The sequence below is a fragment of the Spongiactinospora sp. TRM90649 genome (assembly GCF_029382225.1).
Lineage (GTDB): Bacteria > Actinomycetota > Actinomycetes > Streptosporangiales > Streptosporangiaceae > Spongiactinospora.
Genome location: NZ_JARLTC010000015.1, coordinates 156,539 through 177,685 on the forward strand (window position 1 = coordinate 156,539; position 21,147 = coordinate 177,685).

20 protein-coding genes are annotated in these 21,147 nt (G+C 70.6%); 16 read left to right on the forward strand and 4 right to left on the reverse strand.

What is annotated here, in order from left to right; translation table 11 throughout:
• Window positions 1-42: 42 nt before the first annotated feature.
• Together P3X83_RS20540 and P3X83_RS20545 are read right to left on the reverse strand one after the other, a co-directional pair.
• Entirely contained in the window at window positions 43-2,865 is a 2,823-nt protein-coding gene (locus P3X83_RS20540; RefSeq protein ID WP_277306748.1) for a nitrate- and nitrite sensing domain-containing protein, read from the reverse strand.
• 168 nt (window positions 2,866-3,033) lie between these two features.
• Window positions 3,034-3,369, reverse strand: a complete 336-nt coding sequence (locus P3X83_RS20545; RefSeq protein WP_277306749.1) for an MmcQ/YjbR family DNA-binding protein — start codon at window positions 3,367-3,369, stop codon at window positions 3,034-3,036.
• Between the two features lie 107 nt (window positions 3,370-3,476).
• Between P3X83_RS20545 and P3X83_RS20550 the strand changes: the two genes are divergently transcribed.
• The 8 genes from P3X83_RS20550 (at window position 3,477) to rfbD (ending at window position 10,631) form a co-directional block, all read left to right on the forward strand.
• Window positions 3,477-3,794: a hypothetical protein gene (locus P3X83_RS20550; RefSeq protein ID WP_277306750.1), complete on the forward strand. Its 318-nt coding sequence runs from the start codon at window positions 3,477-3,479 to the stop codon at window positions 3,792-3,794.
• Window positions 3,795-3,839: 45 nt separating this feature from the next.
• Complete coding sequence (locus P3X83_RS20555) at window positions 3,840-4,778, forward strand: DMT family transporter (protein ID WP_277306751.1); 939 nt, start codon at window positions 3,840-3,842, stop codon at window positions 4,776-4,778.
• Window positions 4,775-5,404: a GntR family transcriptional regulator gene (locus tag P3X83_RS20560; RefSeq protein ID WP_277306752.1), complete on the forward strand. Its 630-nt coding sequence runs from the start codon at window positions 4,775-4,777 to the stop codon at window positions 5,402-5,404. Before P3X83_RS20555 ends, P3X83_RS20560 begins: the two co-directional genes overlap by 4 nt.
• 198 nt (window positions 5,405-5,602) lie before the next feature.
• On the forward strand, window positions 5,603-5,902 hold the full coding sequence (locus tag P3X83_RS20565) for a hypothetical protein (protein ID WP_277306753.1): 300 nt from the start codon (window positions 5,603-5,605) through the stop codon (window positions 5,900-5,902).
• A 348-nt stretch (window positions 5,903-6,250) separates the two neighbouring features.
• Window positions 6,251-7,711, forward strand: coding sequence for a sugar transferase (locus P3X83_RS20570; RefSeq protein ID WP_277306754.1), 1,461 nt, complete (start codon window positions 6,251-6,253; stop codon window positions 7,709-7,711).
• A gap of 3 nt (window positions 7,712-7,714) precedes the next feature.
• Entirely contained in the window at window positions 7,715-8,782 is a 1,068-nt protein-coding gene (locus P3X83_RS20575; protein ID WP_277306755.1) for a glucose-1-phosphate thymidylyltransferase, read from the forward strand.
• Window positions 8,776-9,747, forward strand: a complete 972-nt coding sequence (gene rfbB, locus P3X83_RS20580) for a dTDP-glucose 4,6-dehydratase (RefSeq protein WP_277306756.1) — start codon at window positions 8,776-8,778, stop codon at window positions 9,745-9,747. Before P3X83_RS20575 ends, rfbB begins: the two co-directional genes overlap by 7 nt.
• Window positions 9,744-10,631 (forward strand): dTDP-4-dehydrorhamnose reductase, encoded by an 888-nt coding sequence (gene rfbD / locus P3X83_RS20585; RefSeq protein WP_277306757.1) that lies wholly within the window; start codon window positions 9,744-9,746, stop codon window positions 10,629-10,631. The genes rfbB and rfbD overlap by 4 nt, the downstream gene beginning before the upstream one ends.
• Here rfbD and rfbC read toward each other — a convergent pair.
• Window positions 10,625-11,221 carry a dTDP-4-dehydrorhamnose 3,5-epimerase gene (gene rfbC / locus P3X83_RS20590; protein WP_277306758.1) on the reverse strand — a complete coding sequence of 199 codons (597 nt, stop codon included), beginning with the start codon at window positions 11,219-11,221 and terminating at the stop codon, window positions 10,625-10,627. The genes rfbD and rfbC overlap by 7 nt on opposite strands.
• Window positions 11,222-11,337: 116 nt before the next feature.
• Between rfbC and P3X83_RS20595 the strand changes: the two genes are divergently transcribed.
• From P3X83_RS20595 to P3X83_RS20630, 8 genes are read left to right on the forward strand one after another with little or no spacing between them, the layout of a single operon-like run.
• On the forward strand, window positions 11,338-12,552 hold the full coding sequence (locus tag P3X83_RS20595; protein ID WP_277306759.1) for a class I SAM-dependent methyltransferase: 1,215 nt from the start codon (window positions 11,338-11,340) through the stop codon (window positions 12,550-12,552).
• Window positions 12,549-13,343 carry a sugar phosphate nucleotidyltransferase gene (locus tag P3X83_RS20600; RefSeq protein ID WP_277306760.1) on the forward strand — a complete coding sequence of 265 codons (795 nt, stop codon included), beginning with the start codon at window positions 12,549-12,551 and terminating at the stop codon, window positions 13,341-13,343. Before P3X83_RS20595 ends, P3X83_RS20600 begins: the two co-directional genes overlap by 4 nt.
• Window positions 13,340-13,990, forward strand: coding sequence for a PIG-L deacetylase family protein (locus tag P3X83_RS20605; protein WP_277306761.1), 651 nt, complete (start codon window positions 13,340-13,342; stop codon window positions 13,988-13,990). Before P3X83_RS20600 ends, P3X83_RS20605 begins: the two co-directional genes overlap by 4 nt.
• Before the next feature lie 7 nt (window positions 13,991-13,997).
• Complete coding sequence (locus P3X83_RS20610; protein ID WP_277306762.1) at window positions 13,998-15,056, forward strand: SDR family oxidoreductase; 1,059 nt, start codon at window positions 13,998-14,000, stop codon at window positions 15,054-15,056.
• A complete protein-coding gene (locus P3X83_RS20615) occupies window positions 15,053-16,381 on the forward strand; it encodes a DUF4910 domain-containing protein (protein WP_277306763.1) in 1,329 nt (442 codons plus the stop codon). The genes P3X83_RS20610 and P3X83_RS20615 overlap by 4 nt, the downstream gene beginning before the upstream one ends.
• On the forward strand, window positions 16,378-17,388 hold the full coding sequence (locus P3X83_RS20620) for a hypothetical protein (protein WP_277306764.1): 1,011 nt from the start codon (window positions 16,378-16,380) through the stop codon (window positions 17,386-17,388). The genes P3X83_RS20615 and P3X83_RS20620 overlap by 4 nt, the downstream gene beginning before the upstream one ends.
• Entirely contained in the window at window positions 17,385-18,908 is a 1,524-nt protein-coding gene (locus tag P3X83_RS20625) for an oligosaccharide flippase family protein (protein ID WP_277306765.1), read from the forward strand. The genes P3X83_RS20620 and P3X83_RS20625 overlap by 4 nt, the downstream gene beginning before the upstream one ends.
• A complete protein-coding gene (locus P3X83_RS20630; protein ID WP_277306766.1) occupies window positions 18,901-19,806 on the forward strand; it encodes a glycosyltransferase family 2 protein in 906 nt (301 codons plus the stop codon). Before P3X83_RS20625 ends, P3X83_RS20630 begins: the two co-directional genes overlap by 8 nt.
• Here the strand turns inward: P3X83_RS20630 and P3X83_RS20635 are convergent.
• The gene (locus tag P3X83_RS20635; protein WP_277306767.1) at window positions 19,783-21,015 is read right to left on the reverse strand and encodes an acyltransferase; all 1,233 of its coding nucleotides are present in this window, start codon (window positions 21,013-21,015) and stop codon (window positions 19,783-19,785) included. The genes P3X83_RS20630 and P3X83_RS20635 overlap by 24 nt on opposite strands.
• Between the last annotated feature and the right edge of the window lie 132 nt (window positions 21,016-21,147).

The window sequence follows — 21,147 nt, forward strand, 5'->3', positions numbered from 1 at the left end:
GATGCCTCCGAGGAGACCCCCGCCGGCAGGCGAGGGGAGGAGTCAAGTCGGATCGTCCTCCGCCGCGCGTTGCCACCCCGTGCGGAAGGACGCGAAGACGTCAGCGGAGCCCGTACCCAGAGCCTCGGGTGGCTCGACGGGCTCCGGGTACGCCTCGGGGCCATCCACCAACGGGCTGGACGGACGGAACTGAGTCGCCTGCCGTACGCGCTTGGGCAGCGGGCCGCTGCCGGTGGTGGAGCCCGAGGACGGTAGCGGACTTCTGGGAGGGGTCATCGTGCCTTCCGAGGATGGACTGCCGAACGCCCCGGATACGTGGGCGGTGGGCGTCGGGGGATTCTCTGGGCGGGTGGACGGTGACGGCCAGGAGGAGGGCCGGACGACGGGACGGGTGGAGTACACGTTGCCATGGTCCGGGCTGTCGGGGGCGTACGGCGCGCGGTGTGCGCCCGTGGTGCCGTCGAGAGCCCCGGGCAGGCGGGGACGGTCTGCCGGGCCGGACGGTGGTGGTCCGGTGGTCGCTGCCGGAGGGGGTGCTGGAGCAAGGGGCGGCGGGCTCATCGGCTGGTAAGACGGCGGCATTGGGACGGCCGGCGGGCGGGGATACGGCCCGGTGCCAGTGGCCGGTTGCGGCGAGTGTGCCGATGTCATCGGGGGGCGAGTTGCCGGGCTGCCGGGGGCCGTTGACGTGCGGTGGGGCAGGGCGGTACCCGGAGCGACGGACGACACCGTGCCAGGCGGTTCGGCGGCGGGGACAGGCGCCGCGGTGGGCGGTAGCGCAGGAGGGGCGACGGCGGGTGGCCCTGTGGGCGTGACCCCGACGGAGGGCACCGCCGTGCGTGGTGCTGTGGGAGGGATGTTGGCGTGTGGTCCTGTGGGCGGGTTAGCGGTGGGAGGTGCCGCCGTTTGTGGTGCTGTTTGTGGGGCCGGGAGAGTGGGGGGTACGGCGAAGGGCGGCGGCGTTCGCGTGGGGGTGGTCGGTTGGGCTGGGGAGGTCATCCGTGGAGTGGGGGGTGACGCGGAACGGGGGGCGTGGCTTGTCGATGGGAGGCCGGCGAGGAGGGGGGAGGGGATGAGGATGACCGCTGTGGTTCCGCCGTAGGGGGACTGGTGTAGGGATACCGAGATGTTGTGGCGGGCCGCGAGGCGGCCGACGACGAAGAGGCCGAGGCGGTCGGTGTCGGCGAGGTCGAACTCCGGGGGGTGGGCGAGGCGGTCGTTGATCTGGGCCCGTTCGGGGGCGGTGAGGCCCAGGCCCCGGTCCTCTACCTCCAGGGCGTAGCCCCGGGCCGCCGTGTGGCCTCGGACCAGGACCTGGGCGTGGGGCGGGGAGAAGATGGTGGCGTTCTCGACGAGTTCGGCGACGAGGTGGACGACGTCGGTGACGGCGGTGCCGACGATGGCGGGCTGGGGGGAGGCGTCGATGGCGACCCGCGGGTAGTCCTCGACCTCCTCGATCGCCGCCCTGATCACGTCGTACACGCTGACCGGGTTGCGCCACCCTCGGCCGGGGGCCGAGCCGGAGAGGATGATGAGGCCTTCGGCGTGGCGGCGCATGCGGGTGGTCATGTGGTCGAGGACGAACAGGTCGTCCAGCAGCGCGGGGTCGGTGGCCCGCTTCTCCATGGTCTCCAGTTTGTCGAGCTGGCGCTGCAGCAGCGACTGGCTGCGCCGGGCCAGGTTGAGGAAGACCTTGGCGATGCCCTTGCGGAGTTCGGCCTGTCCGACGGCGGCCTGGACGGCGGTGCTGCCCACCGAGGCGAAGGCCGCCGCGACGTCGGCGATCTCCCGGGTGGCGGTGGCGGGGACGGGCGGAGGAGCGGCGGCGGGGACGGTCTCGCCGCGCCGGAGGCGTTCCACGACGTCGGGGAGGCGGTGGTGGGCGAGGTCGAGCGCCGCGCCCTGCAGTCCGCGCAGTTCGGCCCCGAACTCCCTGGAGAAGCGGACGGACACGTAGATCGACGCGGCGACGGCGACGAGGCCGAGCCCGCCGGCCACGATCAGGTCGGTGAGCAGGCCGAGGGTGAGCGCCGAGGCGTTGTCGCCGTTGACCCGGCCGGTGATGTCGCCGAGCCGGTCGAGCATCGCGGAGACGGCCGTGGTGGTCGCGATCCAGCCGGCCGACTGGGCGGGGAGCGGTTCGCCGGGCCGTACGCCGGTGGTGACGGTGTTCTCCAGCGTCTCCAGGGCCGTGTACGCGGGGGACTTCTGCAAGGCCTCGTACGGCGTGCGTAACTCCCCGTCGAGCCGGTCGAGCGCCATGCCCTGCAGCAGCCGCCGGTTGGCGACCATGGTGGTGAACGCGGCCAGCTCGGCCTCGTCGATCTTCTTCTCCGTCATCGCCCCGTTGAGCAGCGCGGTCTCGCGGCTCATCAGTTCCCTGCCGTGCTCCATGAGGGTGATGGCCCGGCTCTGGTCGGTGAGTTCGGGGTCGGTGGAGACCCGCATCCGGCCGAAGACGCGCAGCGCGGCGTCCACGAGCGTGCTGTAGGACTCGATGGTCTGCAGGGGCGTGAAGTTGCGGGTGTCCACCCGGACGCGGATCTCGGCGAGGCGGTCCATGGTGACGAGCAGTTCGCGCAGCCGCTGCCGGGTCACGGCGGGGACGCCGTCCTGGACGCCGGGGGCGGTGGCGCGCCGTTCCAGGTCGGACCTGGCGGTGTTGGTGGCGGCGCGCTGGCCGTCCACTTCGGCGCGCCGCGCGGCCTCGGCGGACGCGCCGAGGTAGGCGGTGGCTCCCCTGCGTTCGTTCTGCAGGGCGGTCATCAGGGCTCGCGTGGGGGCGACGATCTCGTCGTGCAGGTCGCCGATCCGCAGCAGTTCGAGCCCTTCGCGCATGGTGGACGCGGCGGCGAAGGTCCACACGGCGGTCAGGGAGAGAAGGGGGAGTACGAGGAGTATGGCGATCTTTGTCCGGATGGAACGTTTTCGACCACCCATGCGGACCTCGCATCCCCGGGACATGCGGGTTGATAGTGGCGAAACCCTAGCAACGGTATGGCACGTGCCACTAGAGGCGGATCTGCCGATAAATCACTCAATAGTGCTACTGAGACGCTTGGGAGCCTTGAGCCGCCACGCCTCCGTCAGCAACTCCCGCAATTCCTCCACCTCCACCGCCGCGAGCCGCACCCGCATCCAGTCGTAGTTGTCGTCGTGGCCGGCGCGGATGAAGAACTTCGCCGGTTCGGCGGCGGTCAGGTGCGCCCGTTCGGCGCGCGGCACCGCGATCCCGATGACCTCGTCGTCGTCCCCGATCGAGGCGAAGATCTTGTTCCGCACCCGGAACGTCGGCAGGCCCCAGGCGAGCTTCTCCATGGTCTCGGGCAGCGACAGCGCGATGGCCCGGACATCATCCACAGTTGTCATGAATCCATACTCAACCAGCTCTCTTTTGTGGCTTCCAGGTGAGGGCGGAACCATCCGAAGTCGGGGCACGTCTGTTGTTGGTGAGCAGCGGCAGGGGGAGGGCGTACATGCCATCGGTCGCGGATTTGGTCGAGGCGGAGATCGCCCGGGCGGCGCAGACGGTGCGCGCCGGGGCGGCGGAGCTGGAGCAGGGCGGTGCGGTGCAGTTGGTGCGTTACGCGCCACTGGTGGTGAGCGCCGAGGTGGACGACGACGCGGCCCACGTCGAGCTGACGGTCGTCGAGGGCTCGCTGCGCTGGTTCTGCACCTGCGCGGTGGGCCGTGGCGGCGCGTTCTGCGTGCACTGCGGGGCGACGGCGATCGCCGCGTGCCGCCGGAGCCCCGTCAGGTCCCAGACATCGGGAGCACCCGAATTGACTAGGTGAAATATCAATTGGACGAGCGGTGTCTGGTTGTCAGACAATCGTTGGGTGAAACTCAACGGACCGCTCGCCGTGGTCGCCGCGTCCGTGCTCTGGGGCACGGCCGGGACCGCAGGCGCTCTGGCGGTGCTCGGCGGCGTCGACGTCGAGCCCGTCTCTCTCGCCGCCGCCCGCCTGCTGATGGGCGGGGTGCTGCTGGCCATCTTCACCGGCGCCCCGGCCGCGATCACACTGCTGACCAGGCGCGGCCCCGCGCGCGTGCCCATGCTGCTCGCCGCCCTCGCGGCGGCGGGCTACCAGCTCGCGTTCTTCGCCGCCGTCACCCGCACGGGGGTGGCCATCGGCACCGTGGTGACGATCGGCAGCGGCCCGGTCTTCACCGGCGTCCTGTCCTGGCTGATCAACGGCACGCGCCCGACCGCCCGCTGGACGGCGGCCACGGCGGCGGCGGTGGCGGGCAGCGCGGTGCTGATCGTCGGCGGCAACGTCGAGGCCGGCGGCCAGGTCGTCTCCGGTATCCTGTTCGCCCTGCTCGGCGGCCTGCTCTACGCCTTCTACGCGATCATCGCGGCCCGCACCATCGACTCCGGCGTCCGCTCGGGCGTGGTGATGGGCGCGATGTTCGGCGGCGCCGGCGTGGTGCTGCTGCCGGTGCTGCTGACCTCCGACTTCTCCTGGCTCGGCACGTCCGGCGGCCTGGCCACCGCGGTCTACCTGGGCTGCGCTACGACCACGCTGGCCTGCTTCGTATACGGCATCGGCCTGCGCTCGACCCCCGTGGCCACCGCCGCCACGCTGACCCTCACCGAGCCCGCCGTCGCGGCGCTGCTCGGCGTGCTGGTGCTCGGCGAACGGCTGGCGGGCCTGTCCCTGGCGGGGCTGGGGCTGCTCGCCGTCGCGTTGGTCATCGTCGGCCTGCCGGAACGCCGCTCACGACCCGGCCGGGAAGCCGTCCCGATCCGGGAACGGGCAGAATCGTCGGTGTGAGCATCCCACTGCGACCCATCTCAGCCGTCAGCGCGCTCGCCGAGGCGCTGCGGGCGCGGGTGCTTTCCGGCGAGATCGAGCCGGGCACCGCGCTGCCCGAGCAGGAGATCGCCCTGGTGTACGGCGTGGCCCGGCCCACCGTCCGCGAGGCGCTGGCGCTGCTCGTACACGAGGGCCTGCTCCGCCGCGAGCGCAACCGCAGCGCCTACGTGCCTGAGGTGACCACGGACGACCTGACCGACCTGATGTTCGTGCGCCGGCCGCTGGAGGAGCTGATGGCCACGGCCATGGCCGGGCGCCGGGCGGCGGAGGCGGAGGCCGCGCTGGAGCGGATGGCGGGGCTGCCCGCCGGGTCGTCGTGGAGCCTGGTCGTGGGGGAGCACATCGCGCTGCACCAGGCGCTGATCGTGGCGGTGGGCAGCCCGCGCCTGGAGCGCATGTACGGCACGCTCGCCGCCGAGACCCGCCTCGCCCTGGTCCGCCTGCGCCGGGTCTACGACGACGACCGTGAGGGCCTCGTCGCCCAGCACCGCGATCTGCTCGACGCCATCGCCGAGGGGCCGCCGGAGGCCGCGCGTGCCGCCGTGCGGCATCACCTGGACCACTCGTGGGCCGAACAAGCGTGATTCCCTAACAATCCCCCATATTCCCCATCGATTTAGGGCGTTCCAACTCCCGATCACTGCCTGTTTGACCGGCTCTTCGCGCCCGAGCCCCCTGCTATTGCCCGGTTCCCTTGCACGCGGACCCCTGGAGTCGTAAGAATCGCGCCCATGCACGGCAACCCAGTGCCGGACTCTTACGTGTACGTCACAGAAGAAGGCGTGACCCGTCACTACGCTGACGGCAGCGTTGAAGCACTCGCATGGGAAGACGTCGTCGAGGTCCGCGTCGAGGGCGACGCCGACGCCGACGTTCTCTATACCCTTCTCGACCGCGACGGCCAGGGCTGCGTCGTGCCCAGGTCCGCCACCGACGCGTCGTTCCTGACGCGCCTGCGATACCTTCCCGACTTCGACCTCGACCGTCTCGCATCGGCGGTGGCCACCGCCCGCGAGGGATACACCGTCGTCTGGCGCAGCCCCGACCCGCCCGCGCCGCTACCCGATCTCGAATACGACTAGCCCCGGTCCGGCCCCAAGCCGGCCCCGAATCAACCCCGAATCAACCCCGGACCGGCCCCGGGCTGGATCCACCCGAGACTTACCCTGGATCCAAGCGGGATACGTTCAACGGTGACGTCCCCGCGATTCGGTCATCGGTCCACACTATTTGGACCGTTCCGTCAAGTAGAACACCACTTTGTCTTTCGTCCGAATGTGGACAGTCACCCCTATTTCCCTCAAGGTGGTCGATCTTTAGGATTTCCCTGGGTACCCACCGCTCCTGATACATCAAGGGAAATGTGTCAACCAGAGGGACGGGCCGCACGTCTCGTTTCTGCTTAGACAGAGGCAGCAGGGTGGGGTGGAATGAGGGTGGGGGTTGAGGAGCGCAGTGTCGCGCTCCTCGATGACGTTGTCCGCACGGCTCCGAGCATATGGACGAGATCCTATGTCCGGATCCTACTCGCGGGTGATCTGGCGTGCGCGGTGATCGCCTGTGAGATCGTGATCGGCACCCGGCTTTGGCTGGGCGCCTACGTACCGGGCACCGAGGCTCTCCTCGGGCTGACTCTCGCGCTGGCATGGCCTGCGGCGATGGCGCTGGGGGGCGCCTACCGCAAGCGCTTGCACGGCGAGGGCAGCGAGGAGTTCCGCGTTGTGTTCAACGGCGGCTTGGCGCTCACCGCCGCCGTGGCGATCGGCGCCTACGCGACCCAGACGAACATCGCCAGAAGCTTCGTGATGGCGATGTTCCCGCTCGCGTTGGTATTGACGCTGTTCTTCCGGTACCGAATGCGCAAGCGCTTACATCGCTTACGAAAGCAAGGTGATTACGTACGACAGATGGTGGCCGTCGGCCATCGCGAGGCAGTGCTCGACCTGGTCATGCAGTTCCGCAGGCAACCGCACCATGGGATGCAGATCGTCGCCGCCTGCTTGCCGGAGGGGCAGGCAGAGACCGGTATGGACGTGGACGGCGTCCGGGTGCTGGGTGACTTCGGGAACGTGGCAGAGGCCGTGGCACGTGCCGAAGCCGATTCGGTGGCCATCCTGGCGTGCCCAGAGCTCGACGGCGCCGCCCTGCGGCGGCTTGCCTGGAGCCTGGAGGACGCCCGCACAGAGCTGTACGTCGCCCCGGCGCTCATGGACGTCGCGGGACCGCGGATCAGCATCCGGCCGATGGCCGGGATGCCGCTGTTGCACTTGGAACATCCGGAGTTCGACGGCGCGCGCCGCATCGTGAAGACCGTCTTCGACCGGGTCGTCGCCGGCACGGTGCTGACCCTGCTGGCCCTGCCGATGCTGGCCATCGCGGTGATCATCCGCGCCACCAGCAACGGACCCGCACTGTTCCGACAGGGCAGGGTGGGCAAGGACGGCCAGGAGTTCATGGTCTTCAAGTTCCGCACCATGGTCGTCAACGCCGAGGCCCGCAAGCTCGACCTGCTCGGCGACAACGAGTTCGACGGCGTGCTGTTCAAGATGCGCAAGGACCCGCGGATCACCCGCGTGGGAGGGTTCCTGCGCCGCTACTCGCTGGACGAGCTGCCCCAGCTCCTCAATGTGATCCGTGGCGAGATGTCCCTGGTGGGGCCACGGCCGCCGCTGCCGGACGAGGTCAGGAAGTACGGCGAGGACGTGCGCCGTCGCCTGGTCGTCAAGCCCGGCATGACCGGCCTGTGGCAGGTCAGCGGCCGATCCGACCTCACCTGGGAGGAATCGGTCCGGCTCGACCTGCGCTACGTCGAGAACTGGTCACTGGTGCTCGACCTCCAGATCCTCTGGAAGACCTGGGCCGCGGTGATAAGCGGAGAAGGGGCCTACTGAACCGTGAAAGCTCTGGTGCTGGCCGGAGGAGCGGGAACGCGGCTGCGGCCGATCACCCACACCTCGGCCAAGCAACTCGTGCCGGTCGCCAACAAGCCGGTGCTGTTCTACGGGCTCGAAGCGGTCGCCGCGGCGGGCATCCGGGAGACCGGGATCGTCGTCGGCGACACGCAGGCGGAGATCGAGGCGGCGGTCGGCGACGGCTCCGCCTTCGGGCTCCAGGTCACCTACCTGCGGCAGAGCGCTCCGCTGGGGCTGGCGCACGCCGTCGCGATCGCCCGGGACTTCCTGGGGGAGGACGACTTCGTCATGTATCTCGGCGACAACTTCATCGTCGGCGGGATCAACGGCCTGGTGGACCGGTTCGCCCATGATCGGCCCGCCGCGCAGATCATGCTGACGCCGGTCGCCGACCCGCGCCAGTTCGGTGTGGCCGAACTGGACTCCACGGGCCGGGTGATCGGCCTTGAGGAGAAGCCCCGGCAGCCGAAGAGCGATCTGGCGCTGGTCGGCGTCTACCTGTTCACCGCCGCGATCCACGAGGCGGTGGCCGAGCTGAAGCCGTCCGGGCGGGGTGAGCTGGAGATCACCGACGCGATCCAGTGGCTGATCGACGCGGGACAGCGGGTCGAGTCCACCCTGGTCACCGGCTACTGGAAGGACACCGGCAACGTCACCGACATGCTGGAGGTCAACCGGCTCGTCCTGGAGTCGCTGGACACCCGCGTCGAGGGCACGGTGGACGCCGAGAGCGAACTGATCGGCCGGGTCGTCGTCGAGGAGGGGGCGGTGGTGGAGCGATCCCGCATCGTCGGCCCCGCGATCGTCGGCGCGGGCGCCAGGGTCTGCGGCAGCTACATCGGGCCGTTCACGTCGATCGCCGGCGGCTGCTCGATCAGTCACAGCGAGATCGAGTACTCCATCGTGCTGCCCCGTGCGTCCATCTCCGGCGTGGGCCGGATCGAGGCGTCGCTGATCGGTCACGACGTCGAGGTCACGCGCGCGCCGGCCACCCCCCGAGCCCACCGGCTGGTGCTCGGCGACCACAGCAAGGTGCAGATCAGTTGCTGAACGTCCCTGGTACTCCAGGGCGTGTTCTCGTCACCGGCGGCGCCGGGTTCATCGGCTCGCACTACGTGCGGGCGCTCGCCGCCGCCGGTGTGACGGTCACGGTCCTGGACAAGCTCACCTACGCGGGCAACCCCGCCAATCTCGACGGAGTCCCGCACGCGTTCGTGCTGGGCGATATCTGCGACGCGGGTCTGCTAGCCGAGGTCGTCCCGGGCCACGACGTGGTGGTCAACTTCGCCGCCGAGTCGCACGTGGACCGTTCGATCGACGGCGCGGCCGACTTCGTGCGGACCAACGTGCTCGGCACCCAGACGCTCATGCAGGCGTGCCTGGACGCCGGTACGCCGCGCGTCGTCCAGGTGTCCACGGACGAGGTCTACGGGTCGGTGGAGACCGGCTCGTGGGCCGAGGACGCGCCGCTCGCGCCGCGCTCGCCGTACTCGGCGGCCAAGGCGGGCGGCGACCTGATCGCGCGGGCCTACGCGGTCACGCACGGGCTGCCGGTGTCGATCACCCGCTGTGGCAACAACTACGGACCCAACCAGTACCCGGAGAAGGTCATCCCGCTGTTCGTCACCAATCTGCTGCGGGGCCGCAAGGTCCCGCTGTACGGCGACGGCGGCAACGTCCGCGACTGGATCCACGTCGAGGACCACTGCGCCGGCATCCGGCTGGTCGCCGAACGCGGCGAGCCGGGTGAGATCTACCACATCGCGGGCACGGCCGAGCTGACCAACGTCGAGCTGACCGGACGCCTGCTGGCCGCCTGCGACGCCGGGTGGGACATGGTGGAACGGGTGCCCGACCGCAAGGGCCACGACCGGCGCTACTCCCTCGACGACGCCAAACTGCGCGCGCTCGGCTACGCCCCGCGCGTGGGCTTCGAAGAGGGCCTGGCCGCCACCGTGCGCTGGTACGCCGACAACCCGTCCTGGTGGAAGCCGCTGAAGGAGGCCCCACGATGAGATGGCTGGTCACCGGTGGGCACGGCATGCTCGGCACCGACCTGGTCGAGCTGCTGCGCGGCGGCCCAATGAATGAAACAGGGTATGAAACGGTGCCCGAGACGGTGGCCGCGCCCGCCCGCGACGAACTCGACGTGTGCGACCCCAGGGCCGTGGCCGCGGCGGTGGAGGAGCACAAGCCCGACGTGGTGGTCAACTGCGCCGGGTGGACCGCGGTGGACGCCGCCGAAGGCCACGAGGCCGAGGCGCGGGCCGTCAACGGCGACGCGGTGGCGTCGCTGGCGGCGGTCTGCGCGCACTACGGCGCGCGGCTGATCCAGATCTCCACCGACTACGTCTTCGACGGCACCGCGAGCGAGCCGTACCCGGAGGGGCACCCGGTGAGCCCGGTCAACGCCTACGGGCGCGGCAAGCTCGCCGGGGAGCGCGCCGCGCTCGCGCAGGGCCACCACGTGGTCCGCACCGCCTGGCTGTACGGCGCGCACGGCCGCAACTTCGTGCGCACCATGATGCGGCTCGCCGCCGAACGCGACCACGTGACGGTGGTGGACGACCAGATCGGCCAGCCCACCTGGACCGGCGACCTGGTCGCGCAACTGGTGCGCCTGGCCCGCGCCGACGCCCCTCCTGGCGTCTACCACGGCACCAACGCGGGCCGTACGACCTGGCACGGCTTCGCCAGGGAGATCTTCGCCGCGCTCGGAGCCGACCCCGACCGGGTCAGGCCGATCGGCAGCGAGCGGTTCCCGCTGCCCGCCAGACGCCCCGCCTTCGGCGTGCTCGGGCACGAGGGGTGGGCGAGGGCCGGGCTGTCGCCGATGCGCGACTGGCGTGCCGCGTTCCGTGACGCCTGGCCCTCGATGGTCGGTGGGTCCGGTCAGTGACTCCTCAGCTTGTCGTAGTAGGCGAGGCAGGTCTGGTAGTCGGGAAGCAGGCCACCGTCGAGCGCCTCCCGCAGGGAGGGGGCGGCGGCGTCCTTCTCGGAGAGCAGCGGCGTGATGCCGTCCGGCCACTCGATCCCGAGATCCGGGTCGAGCGGGTGGACGCCGTGCTCACGCTGGGGGGCGTAGCCCTGCGAGCAGAGATAGACCACGGTGGCCCGTTCCGAGAGGGCCATGAACGCGTGGCCCAGGCCCTCGCCGATGTAGAGGCACCGCCGGGACTCCTCGTCCAGACGGACCGCCTCCCACCGGCCGAAGCCGGGCGAACCGGTGCGCAGGTCGATCACGACGTCCATAACGGCCCCCGAGGCGCAGGTGACGTACTTCGCCTGCCCCGGCGGCACGTCGGCGAAGTGCACGCCGCGCAGCACGCCGCGCCGCGAGACCGAGCAGTTGGCCTGGGCGAGTTCCATCCCGTGCCCGGCCGCCTCGCGCAGCACGGACGCCGAGTAGGTCTCCATGAACATGCCGCGATCATCGGCGTGGACGCGCGGCGTATGGCACCAGGCGCCGTCGATGGTGAGGGGTTCCATGGGCCAGAGCATGCCACGGCGGGCGGGCCCGGCGCGTCCGGTGACGGACGCTGTAACGCCCGCGTTGGATCGAGCGAATTAGCTGTCGGCCATCAGGGCCACAAGGGAGATATTCAATGACAAGCTGCCGACTGTGCGGCTCCGTGAGCCTCGCCTCCGTCGTCGATCTGGGTGCGACGCCGCCATGCGAGCGGATCCTCACCGCGGCTGAGCTGGACGGTCCGGAGGCGACCTACCCGCTCCACCTCCGGGTGTGCACCGAGTGCTGGCTGGCGCAGATCCCGCCGCTGATCACGCCGGAGGACACCTTCACCGAGTACGCGTACTTCTCCTCGTACTCGACCTCGTGGGTGGAGCACGCCAAGAAGTTCGTGGACGGCCTGACCCTGCCCGACGACGCGTTCGTGGTGGAGGTGGCCAGCAACGACGGCTACCTGCTGCAGCACGTCGTCCAGCGCGGGGTGCGCTGCCTGGGCATCGAGCCGTCGGCGAACGTCGGCCAGGCCGCCAGGGAGCGCGGGGTGCCGACGCGGACGGCGTTCCTGACCCCGGAGACGGGCCAGACGGTGCGCGCCGAGCACGGCCCGGCCTCGGTGGTCGTGGCCAACAACGTCTACGCGCACATCCCCGACGTCGTCGGGTTCACCAAGGGCCTGCGCGCGCTGGTGGCCGACGACGGCATCGTGTCCATCGAGGTGCAGCACCTGCTCACGCTGATCGAGCTGAACCAGTACGACACGATCTACCACGAGCACTTCCAGTACTACACGGTCGCCTCGGCGCAGCGGGCGCTGGCGAGCGGCGGGCTGGCGCTGGTGGACGTCGAGCTGCTGCCGACGCATGGCGGCTCGATCCGGCTGACCGCGGTTCCCGAGGAGGCGGCGGGCGAGCCGTCGCAGGCCGTACTGGACGTGCTGGACAGGGAGAAGGCGGCCGGGCTGACCGAGCTGTCGGGCTACGCGGAGTTCGCGGCGCGGGTCGGCAAGGTACGGCGTGACCTGCTGCGCTTCCTCATCGACGCCGCCGAGCGCGGTGAGAAGGTCGTCGGCTACGGCGCCCCCGGCAAGGGCAACACGCTGCTGAACCACTGCGGCATACGCCCCGACCTGCTCGCCTACACGGTGGACATCAACCCCTACAAGCACGGCAAGTTCACGCCCGGCACCAGGATCCCGATCCTGTCGCCTGAGCAGATCGCCGAGGACCGTCCCGACTACGTGCTGATCCTCCCGTGGAACCTGCGCGAGGAGCTGAGCCGCCAGCTTTCCTACGTTCACGAGTGGGGCGGCCGGCTGGTCTTCCCGATCCCGAACCTGGAGATTGTGCAGTGAAGGTCGTCCTGTTCTGCGGCGGTTACGGCACGCGCATGCGCAGCGCCGACAGCGACGCGCCCAAGCCGATGCAGCTCGTCGGCCCCCGGCCGCTGATCTGGCATGTCATGCGCTACTACGCGCACTACGGGCACACCGACTTCGTCTTATGCCTCGGGTACGGCGCGCGCCACATCAAGGACTTCTTCCTGAACTACCAGGAGACCACGTCCAACGACTTCGTGCTGCGCGGCGGCCGGGTGGAGCTGCTGTCCACCGACATCTCCGACTGGTCGATCACGTTCGTGCAGACCGGCATCGAGTCCCCGATCGGGGAGCGGCTGCGCCGGGTGCGCGATCACCTGGACGGCGAGGAGATGTTCCTGGCCAACTACGCCGACGTGCTCACCGACGCCCCGCTGCCGGAGATCATCGGCCGGTTCGATGCGTCCGGCGCGGGCGCGTCGATGATGGTCGTCCCGCCGCCTGCCACGTTCCACTGCATCGAGGTGGGCGAGGAGGGCAGGGTCAGCGGCGTCACGCCGGTGAGCGAGATGCCGCTGTGGGTGAACGGCGGCTACTTCGTGCTCCGGCAGGAGATCTTCGACCACATCCCGCCGGGCGGCGACCTGGTCGCCGACGGCTGCTTCGAGCTGGCCAAGAGCGGGCGGCTGCTGGCCTACCCGCACCGCGGCTACTGGCGGCCGACCGACACCGTCAAGGAGCGGCTGGCGCTGGACGAGGCGTACTCTCGTGGCGACCGTCCATGGGCGGTCTGGGAGCGCGAGCCTTCGGTGGAGCGGACGGCATGATCGGACTCGTGCCCGGCGGGGCCGACCGGATCGTGGCGCTGGCCGCCCACTGCGACGACATCCCGATCGGCGCGGGCGGCACGCTGCTCACCCTCTGCGCGGCCCGTCCGGGCGTGCAGGTGGACGTGCTGGTCCTCTCCGGCGGCGGCACCCCCCGCGAGGACGAGGAACGGGCCGCGCTCGCCGCCTTCTGCCCGGGCGCGCACCTGCGCGTCCGGGTGCTCAAACTGCGTGACGGACGGCTTCCCGCGCAGTGGGAGGAGGCCAAGGAGGCCATCGAGGAGCTGCGGGCCGAGACCGACCCGCACCTGGTGATCGCCCCCAACCCGCGCGACGCCCACCAGGATCACCGCGGGCTGGCCGAACTGGTGCCCACGGCCTACCGCGACCACCTGGTGCTCGGCTACGAGATCGTCAAGTGGGACGGCGACCTCGGACGGCCCACGGTCTACCAGCCGCTCGAACCGGCGGTCGCCGAGGCCAAGGCCGACCTGCTGCTGAGCCACTACCCCTCCCAGTGGAGCCGATCCTGGTACGACCGCGAGGCGTTCCTCGGGATCGCACGCGTCAGGGGTATCGAATGCCACGCGCGCTACGCCGAGGCGTTCTACGTGAACAAACTGACCTTGAATCTGGCTGGAGGCTGAGATTCGGATGCGCGTACTGCTGACCGGGCACCAGGGCTACCTCGGGAGCGTGATGGCCCCGGTGCTCACCGCCGCCGGCCACGAGGTCGTGGGGCTCGACTCGGGGCTGTTCGCCGACTGCGTGCTCGGCCCCGTGCCGGTCGATCCGCGCGGCCACGCCGTCGACCTGCGCGACGTCAGCGCGGAGCCGCTGTCCGGCATGGACGCCGTGGTGCACCTGGCCGCGCTGTCCAACGACCCGCTCGGCTCGCTGGCGCCCGAGCTGACCTACGACATCAACCACCACGCGTCGGTCCGGCTGGCCCGGATGGCCCGCGACGCCGGCGTCAAGCGCTTCCTCTACGCGTCCACGTGCTCGGTGTACGGCGCGTCCGGCGCCGACGACCTCGTGGACGAGGCGGCCCCGCTGCGGCCCGTCACCCCCTACGCGGAGTCCAAGGTCCGCGTGGAGGAGGATCTGATGGAGCTGGCCGACGACGACTTCACCCCGGTGTTCATGCGCAACGCCACCGCCTTCGGCTACTCGCCCCGGCTGCGCGCCGACATCGTGCTGAACAACCTGGTCGCGCACGCCTACCTGACCGGCGACGTGCGGGTGCTCTCCGACGGCACGCCGTGGCGTCCGCTGGTCCACGCGGAGGACATCGCCAAGGCGTTCGCCGAGGTGCTGGCCGCGCCGCGGGAGGCCGTCCACGCCAAGGCGTTCAACATCGGCACCGAGGAGAACAACGTCACGGTGGCCGAGATCGCCGAGCGGGTCGTGGCGACCGTGCCGGGGGCCAAGCTGCTGATCACGGGGGAGGCCGGGCCCGACCCGCGCTCCTACCGGGTGGACTTCTCGGCGCTGCGCTCGGCCGTCCCCGGCTACCAGGCCACCTGGACGGTCGGCGCGGGCGCGGCCGAGCTGCTGGACGCCTACCAGCGCTACGGCATGACCGAGGACGACTTCCAACCGCGCTTCACCCGGCTGACGCGCCTGGCCAGGCGCCGTGAGGACGGCAGCATCGACGCCGAGCTGCGGCCGCAGAAGGGCCCCCGGGCCGAACCGGAGGCCGTTCCGCTGTGACCACGCAAGCCGCGAGCCGGGAGCCGCACCAGCTCGTGCATGGCGGGCTCGCCATGCACGAGCTGGTGCGGCGGCTCTATCCGCTGTGCCGCAGCATCACCGGGGACGGGGTACGGCGCACGCTCGCGATCGTCGGGGAGTCGATCCCACTCGACGTGAGCGAGGTCCCGACCGGCACCGAGGTGCTCGACTGGACCATTCCCAAGGAATGGAACATCCGCGATGCCTACGTCAAGGACGCCGACGGCCGCCGCGTGATCGACTTCACCGAGTCGAACCTGCACGTGGTCGGCTACAGCGTGCCGGTGCCGCCGACCACGATGAGCCTCGGCGAGCTGCGCGGGCGGCTGCACACGCTGCCCGACCAGCCGGATCTGATCCCGTACCGGACCAGCTACTACAAGGAGACGTGGGGGTTCTGCCTGCGCCAGGAGACGCTGGCCGGGCTGCCCGACGGCGACTACGAGGTGATGATCGACTCCACCCTGGAGGACGGGCACCTGACGTACGCCGAGCACGTGGTGCCGGGCCGTACCGACGAGGAGGTCCTGATCTCCTGCCACGTCTGCCACCCGTCGCTGGCCAACGACAACCTGGCCGGGATCGCGGTGGCGGTACGGCTGGCCAGGTGGCTCGGCGAGCTGGAGGACCGTCGCTACACCTACCGGTTCGTGTTCGCGCCGGGGACCATCGGCTCGATCACCTGGCTCGCCCGCAACCGCGAGCGGGCCGCGTCGAAGGTCCGGCACGGGTTCGTGCTGGCCTGCGCGGGCGACCGGGGCACCCCGACCTACAAGCGCAGCAGGCGCGGCGACGCCGAGATCGACCGCGCCGTCACGCATGTGCTGAACGGGCGTGAGCACACGGTCCTGCCGTTCACGCCCTACGGCTACGACGAACGGCAGTACTGCTCACCGGGCTTCGACCTGCCGGTGGGCTGCCTGACCCGCAGTACCTACGCGGGCTACCCCGAGTACCACACCTCCGGCGACGACCCCGACTTCGTCTCGCCGGACGCCCTCGCCGACACCCTCACGACCTGCCAGAGCGTGGTGCGGGTGCTGGAGGGCAACCGGCGTTACGTCAACCTCAGCCCGTACGGCGAGCCGCAGCTCGGAAGACGCGGCCTGTACGGCTCGCTCGGCGGGCGCAGTGACACCCAGGCCCTGCAGATGGCCATGCTGTGGGTGCTCAACCTGTCCGACGGAGTGTCGAAGGACACCACCCTGCTCGATATCGCGGAACGGTCCGGCCTGTCCTTCGACGCCGTCGCGGAGGCCGCGTGGGCGCTGGCGGAGGCCGGACTGCTGAAGGAGATCCGATGAGTGCGAACCTTCGGGTCGGGGATCTGGTCGAGGTCCGCAGCGCGGAGGAGATCCTGGCGACCCTGGACGAGAACGGCGAACTGGAGAACCTGCCGTTCATGCCGGAGATGCTGCGCTTTTGCGGGCAGCGGATGACGGTGCACAAGGTGGCGCACAAGTTGTGCGACACGATCAGCCGCAGCGGGATCCGGCGCATGACGAACGCCGTGCACCTGACCGGCGCGCGGTGCGACGGGCAGGCCCACGGCGGCTGCCAGACCGCCTGCTCGCTGTACTGGAAGGAGGCGTGGCTGAAGCCGGTCTCCGGAGCGCCCCCGTCCGGGCAGGCCGCCGAGCCGCCGCCGCGCAGCCTGCCCCTGCTGGAGATCAAGACCCGCAGGGACACCGATGAGGGCGGCGAGGTTCTCTACCGCTGCCAGGCCACCGAGCTGCTGCGGGCCGCGCCGACCTGCCTGCCGTTCAGCGACCTCGGGCAGTACGCCGACGACGTGCGTTCCGGCAACGTGAGCGCGCTCGGCAGCGCGCGGGGCTTCCTGGTCGGGCTGTTCAACCGGTTCCAGGACCGCAGCAAGCGGTTCCTGCCCCGGTGGCTGTGGATCAGGGGCGGCCTGCGCTGGGGCTTCGTCAAGGGCGGCGTCACCAGCGGCAAGACCCCCACGGTCACGCTCGACCTGCAACCCGGCGAGCTGGTGCGGATCAAGTCCAAGGCCGAGATCATGGCCACCCTCAACGGCGACCTGCTCAACCGGGGCATGGGGTTCGAGGAGGAGATGGCCCGCTACTGCGGTCAGACCGCGCGGGTGCGGACGCGCGTCGAGCGGTGCATCGACGAGAAGTCCGGCCGGATGCTGAAGATGAAGAACCCGTGCATCATCCTTGAGGACATCGTCTGCGCGGGCGTCTACAACGCCAACTGCCCCAGGGAGTTCGTCCCATTCTGGCGGGAGATCTGGCTGGAGCGGGTCACCGAGGCGGCCGAGCGAGTCGAGGAACCGGCGAACGGATGACCGATCAGCGGCCGGACACGGGGACCGGCACCACCACCGAGCAGGAGACGGACGACCTTTCGGCCATCGGCCGCAAGGCCGGCCGCGGGCTGAGCTGGAGCCTGCTCGGCAACGTGGTGATGAAGGCGGGCTCGTTCGCCATGAGCCTGGTGCTCGCCCGGCTGCTCGGTGAGGACGACTTCGGGGTCTTCGCCATCGCGCTGGCCGCCAGTCAGCTCATGTTGCACATCAACGACGCCGGGGTGATCGCGGCCGTCGTGCAGTGGCGCGGGAAGCTGGAGGAGATCGCGCCCACCGCCACGGTGGTCGCGATCGCGTCCAGCCTCACCCTGTACGGGGTGTTCTGGACCATCGCCCCGGTGTACGCGCACTTCGCGGGCGACCAGGACGCCATCGGGGTCATGCGCGTGCTGATGCTCACCAACGTCGTCTACGGGCTGACGGCGGTGCGCAGCGCGGCGCTGATGCGCCGCTTCGAACACGGCAAGCTGGCCTGGGCCAACCTGGTGGGCTTCCTCGGCAACGCGGCCCTGTCGATCAGCCTGGCGGCGGGCGGGGCGGGGGCGTACAGCTTCTCCTGGGGGCAGCTCCTGCAGGCCGTCATCACCGGGATCCTGGTGGTGCTGGCCGCGCGGATGCGCATCCGCGTCCGCGTCGAGTGGGACAAGGCCAAGCGCCTGCTGGTCTTCGGCCTGCCGCTGTGCGTGACGCTGGGCATCGAGGGCCTGCTGCTGAACATGGACCTGCTGGTCGTCGGTGGGGTCGTGGACAAGCACACGCTCGGCTTCTACCTGATGGCCTTCAACATCGCGAGCTGGGTGCCGGGGCTGATCGGCACGGCCGTCCGGTACGTAGCCCTGCCCAGCTTCTCCAGGCTCGCCGAGGACCGGACGGCCGATTCGGTGTCCGAGGGCGCGAGGCGCGCGATCCCGCTGCTGATGTCCGTCGTGCTGCCGGTCGCGGTGCTCATGGGGGTGCTCGCCACCCCGCTGGTGACCTTCCTGTACGGCAAGCCGTGGGCTCCCGCCGCCGAGGCGCTGAGCTTCCTGGCCGTGGTCATGACGATCCGCATGTTCAGCGCGCTGACCACCGACATCCTGGCGGCCGTCGGCAGGACCCGCGCGACCATGTGGCTGAACCTGGCCTGGGTCGCCCTGCTGGTGCCCGCGCTGACGATCGGGGCGCGCCAGGCGGGCATCCAGGGCGCGGCCATCGCGCACGCCTGCGTCGGCCTGGTGTTCGCGCTGCCGGTGCTGTGCGTGGTGCTGCACCGGACGGGGGTGCGCCTCGGCCCGGTGGCCGTCGGCCTGATCCGCCCGCTGGCCGGCGGGGGCGCCGCGGCGGCCACCATGATCCTGCTCTCCGGCGTGCTCGGCGACTCCGACTTCGTCCGGCTGTGCGTGGCCGGCGGCGGTGGTTTCCTGGTCTACGGGCTCGTCGTCGTTCCCCGTGCCGTGATGGTCTCGGCCGCGTCCAAGATCGGACTGCGTGCCGCCCTCCGGAAGGATTCCGATGCCTGACGCAACACCCCTGGTCTCGATCGGGCTGCCCACGTACAACGGGGCGTCCCGCGTGCCCGAGGTGATCCGTTCGATCCTCGCCCAGGACCACGCCAACCTGGAACTGGTGATCTGTGACAACGGCTCGACGGACGACACCGAGCAGGTGTGCCGCGCACTGGCCGGGGTGGACGGCCGGATCGTCTACCACCGCCACCCACGCAACGTGGGCCTGCTGAACAACTTCATCTCCGCGATCCGCCTGGCCAAGGGCGAGTACTTCCGCTGGGTCGGAGACGACGACCGGCTCGAACCGCAGTGCGTCTCCCGCTCGCTGGAGCCGTTCCTGCGCGACGAGCGGCTCGTCCTGGTCACCACCCAGGTCGCCTACACCGGCCCGGACGGCGTCACCTCGACGGCCCCCTACGAGGGGACCGCGCTGGGATCCGGCGACCCGGTCGAGCGGTTCGCCGAGATGCTGCGCATGCTCAATCAGAGCCACCTGCTGATCGACCCGCTGTACGGCATGGTCAGACGCGAACCGGTGGCCGCCATCCCGCGCCGGAACATGCTGCGTGAGGACGAGGTCTTCGCCGCCAAGCTGGCGCTGGCCGGCCCGTGGGCGCACGTTCCCGAGGTGCTGGCCCACCGCAACTGGAAGCACGAGCGCCTGCCCACGGTGGCCCGCCGGCTCGACGTCCCGGTCTGGCAGGCCCGGTTCGCCACGACCCTGCAGTGCAGGGAGATGCTCCGCTGGCTGGGGACGGCTCCGCTCACCCCCGCACAGCGCCGCCGCGCCCGGGCCGAGGTCCTGCGCATGTACGGCACGCGTCAGCGCCGCGTGCTGACCCACCGCAGCCGCAAGCTGGCCCGCATGGCCGCCTCCCTGGTGGTGTCACGCGGAACGGCCCACAGCTGATCGTTCGCCTTCCTCGTCCAGGTCTGTCTCTTGAATCGACCGCTTACGCCCCCGGGCTCTGACGGCCGCCACCATGGCGTCCCGCAGCGCCGGCCATGTCCTGTGCCGCTGGAACGGCAGCTCGAACACCGCCGCGAACAGCCGTGCCACCACCAGGGTGAGCGGCAGCGCCAGGCCGAGCGTGGCCGCCAGCCTGCCGCCGCCCGGCTCGGTGATGGGTACGACGACCAGCGCGCTCACCGCGACGACCAGCGGGGCGTGCGTCAGGTAGAGGCTGTAGGAGAAGGACCCGAGCCCGCGGACCGGCCGCGAGTCCAGCAGCCGCACGAGCCGGCGCGGACGGCCGGTGGCCACGGCGGCGAGCAGCATGCCGACCGAGGGGCCGATGGCCAGGTCCACCCAGAAGAAGTTGCCGACCGTCCACACCGATCCGTTGACCAGGATCAGCGCCAGGACGGGCAGGAAGGCCAGGAGCGCCAGCCAGTGCCAGGGCAGGTTCCGCACCCGGTCCCCGGCGGAGACGATGCCCGCGGCGACCACGCCGACCGCGAACAGCGCGGCGAACTGAGGGGTGAGCCGCATCAGCGCGTCGATCGCGGCGACGCTCGCGGAGAGCGCGCCGACGGCGGCCACGACGACCGTGACGGCGGCCAGCATGACGACGGCCCCGGCCCGGCGCACGACCAGCAGCAGGAGCGGGAAGACGAGGTAGAGCTGGGCCTCCACCGCGATCGACCACAGCGCGCCGTTCGGGCTGGGGGAGCCGATGACGTCCTGCAGCAGCAGCCCGTAGACCAGCACGGACTTGGCGGTGGGCGCGGACTCGCCCGGTTGCGGGACGAGCGTCCAGGCGATGATCAGGCTCATCGCCAGGGCGGGCCAGTAGGGCGGCAGGATGCGCCAGAGCCTGCGGTGGGCGAACCGCTTGACTCCGCCGAGCCGCCAGCCGTTCCTGGCCGGGGCGACGGCGAGGGAGAAGCCGGACAGCACGATGAAGACCCCGACCGCGAAGTGGCCGTACATCATCCAGCCGAGCCAGGGCGGGCCGTTGTCGACCGGGAAGCCCGGATAGGACAGCAGGTAGCAGTGGTGCAGGACCACGAAGAGGGCGGCCAGGCCCCTGATTCCGTCCAGTCCGGCGAGCCGGGCACGTCCCGCGCCGCCGCCGCCGGTGCGTGCGGGCACGCGCTCGGACATGGCAGGTTCCATCGAATCCACTCCTGTCGCCGATCTGTCTCTGCTGGGGGCCACCGTCGGGGGCCACTGCCGGGCGAAGCGAACAGGCGACGAATGGAGTGTCGCGCGGGGGTTCGGCCCTCAGTGGTTAATCGCACGAAGGAG

Bases quoted from the DNA above. Each gene is read 5' to 3' on its own strand.
- P3X83_RS20545 (WP_277306749.1), bottom strand. From the start codon at position 3,369: ATGACAACTGTGGATGATGTCCGGGCCATCGCGCTGTCGCTGCCCGAG.
- P3X83_RS20550 (WP_277306750.1), top strand. From the start codon at position 3,477: ATGCCATCGGTCGCGGATTTGGTCGAGGCGGAGATCGCCCGGGCGGCG.
- P3X83_RS20570 (WP_277306754.1), top strand. From the start codon at position 6,251: ATGAGGGTGGGGGTTGAGGAGCGCAGTGTCGCGCTCCTCGATGACGTT.
- rfbD (WP_277306757.1), top strand. From the start codon at position 9,744: ATGAGATGGCTGGTCACCGGTGGGCACGGCATGCTCGGCACCGACCTG.
- rfbC (WP_277306758.1), bottom strand. From the start codon at position 11,221: ATGGAACCCCTCACCATCGACGGCGCCTGGTGCCATACGCCGCGCGTC.
- P3X83_RS20595 (WP_277306759.1), top strand. From the start codon at position 11,338: ATGACAAGCTGCCGACTGTGCGGCTCCGTGAGCCTCGCCTCCGTCGTC.
- P3X83_RS20605 (WP_277306761.1), top strand. From the start codon at position 13,340: ATGATCGGACTCGTGCCCGGCGGGGCCGACCGGATCGTGGCGCTGGCC.
- P3X83_RS20610 (WP_277306762.1), top strand. From the start codon at position 13,998: ATGCGCGTACTGCTGACCGGGCACCAGGGCTACCTCGGGAGCGTGATG.
- P3X83_RS20620 (WP_277306764.1), top strand. From the start codon at position 16,378: ATGAGTGCGAACCTTCGGGTCGGGGATCTGGTCGAGGTCCGCAGCGCG.
- P3X83_RS20625 (WP_277306765.1), top strand. From the start codon at position 17,385: ATGACCGATCAGCGGCCGGACACGGGGACCGGCACCACCACCGAGCAG.
- P3X83_RS20630 (WP_277306766.1), top strand. From the start codon at position 18,901: ATGCCTGACGCAACACCCCTGGTCTCGATCGGGCTGCCCACGTACAAC.
- P3X83_RS20635 (WP_277306767.1), bottom strand. From the start codon at position 21,015: ATGGAACCTGCCATGTCCGAGCGCGTGCCCGCACGCACCGGCGGCGGC.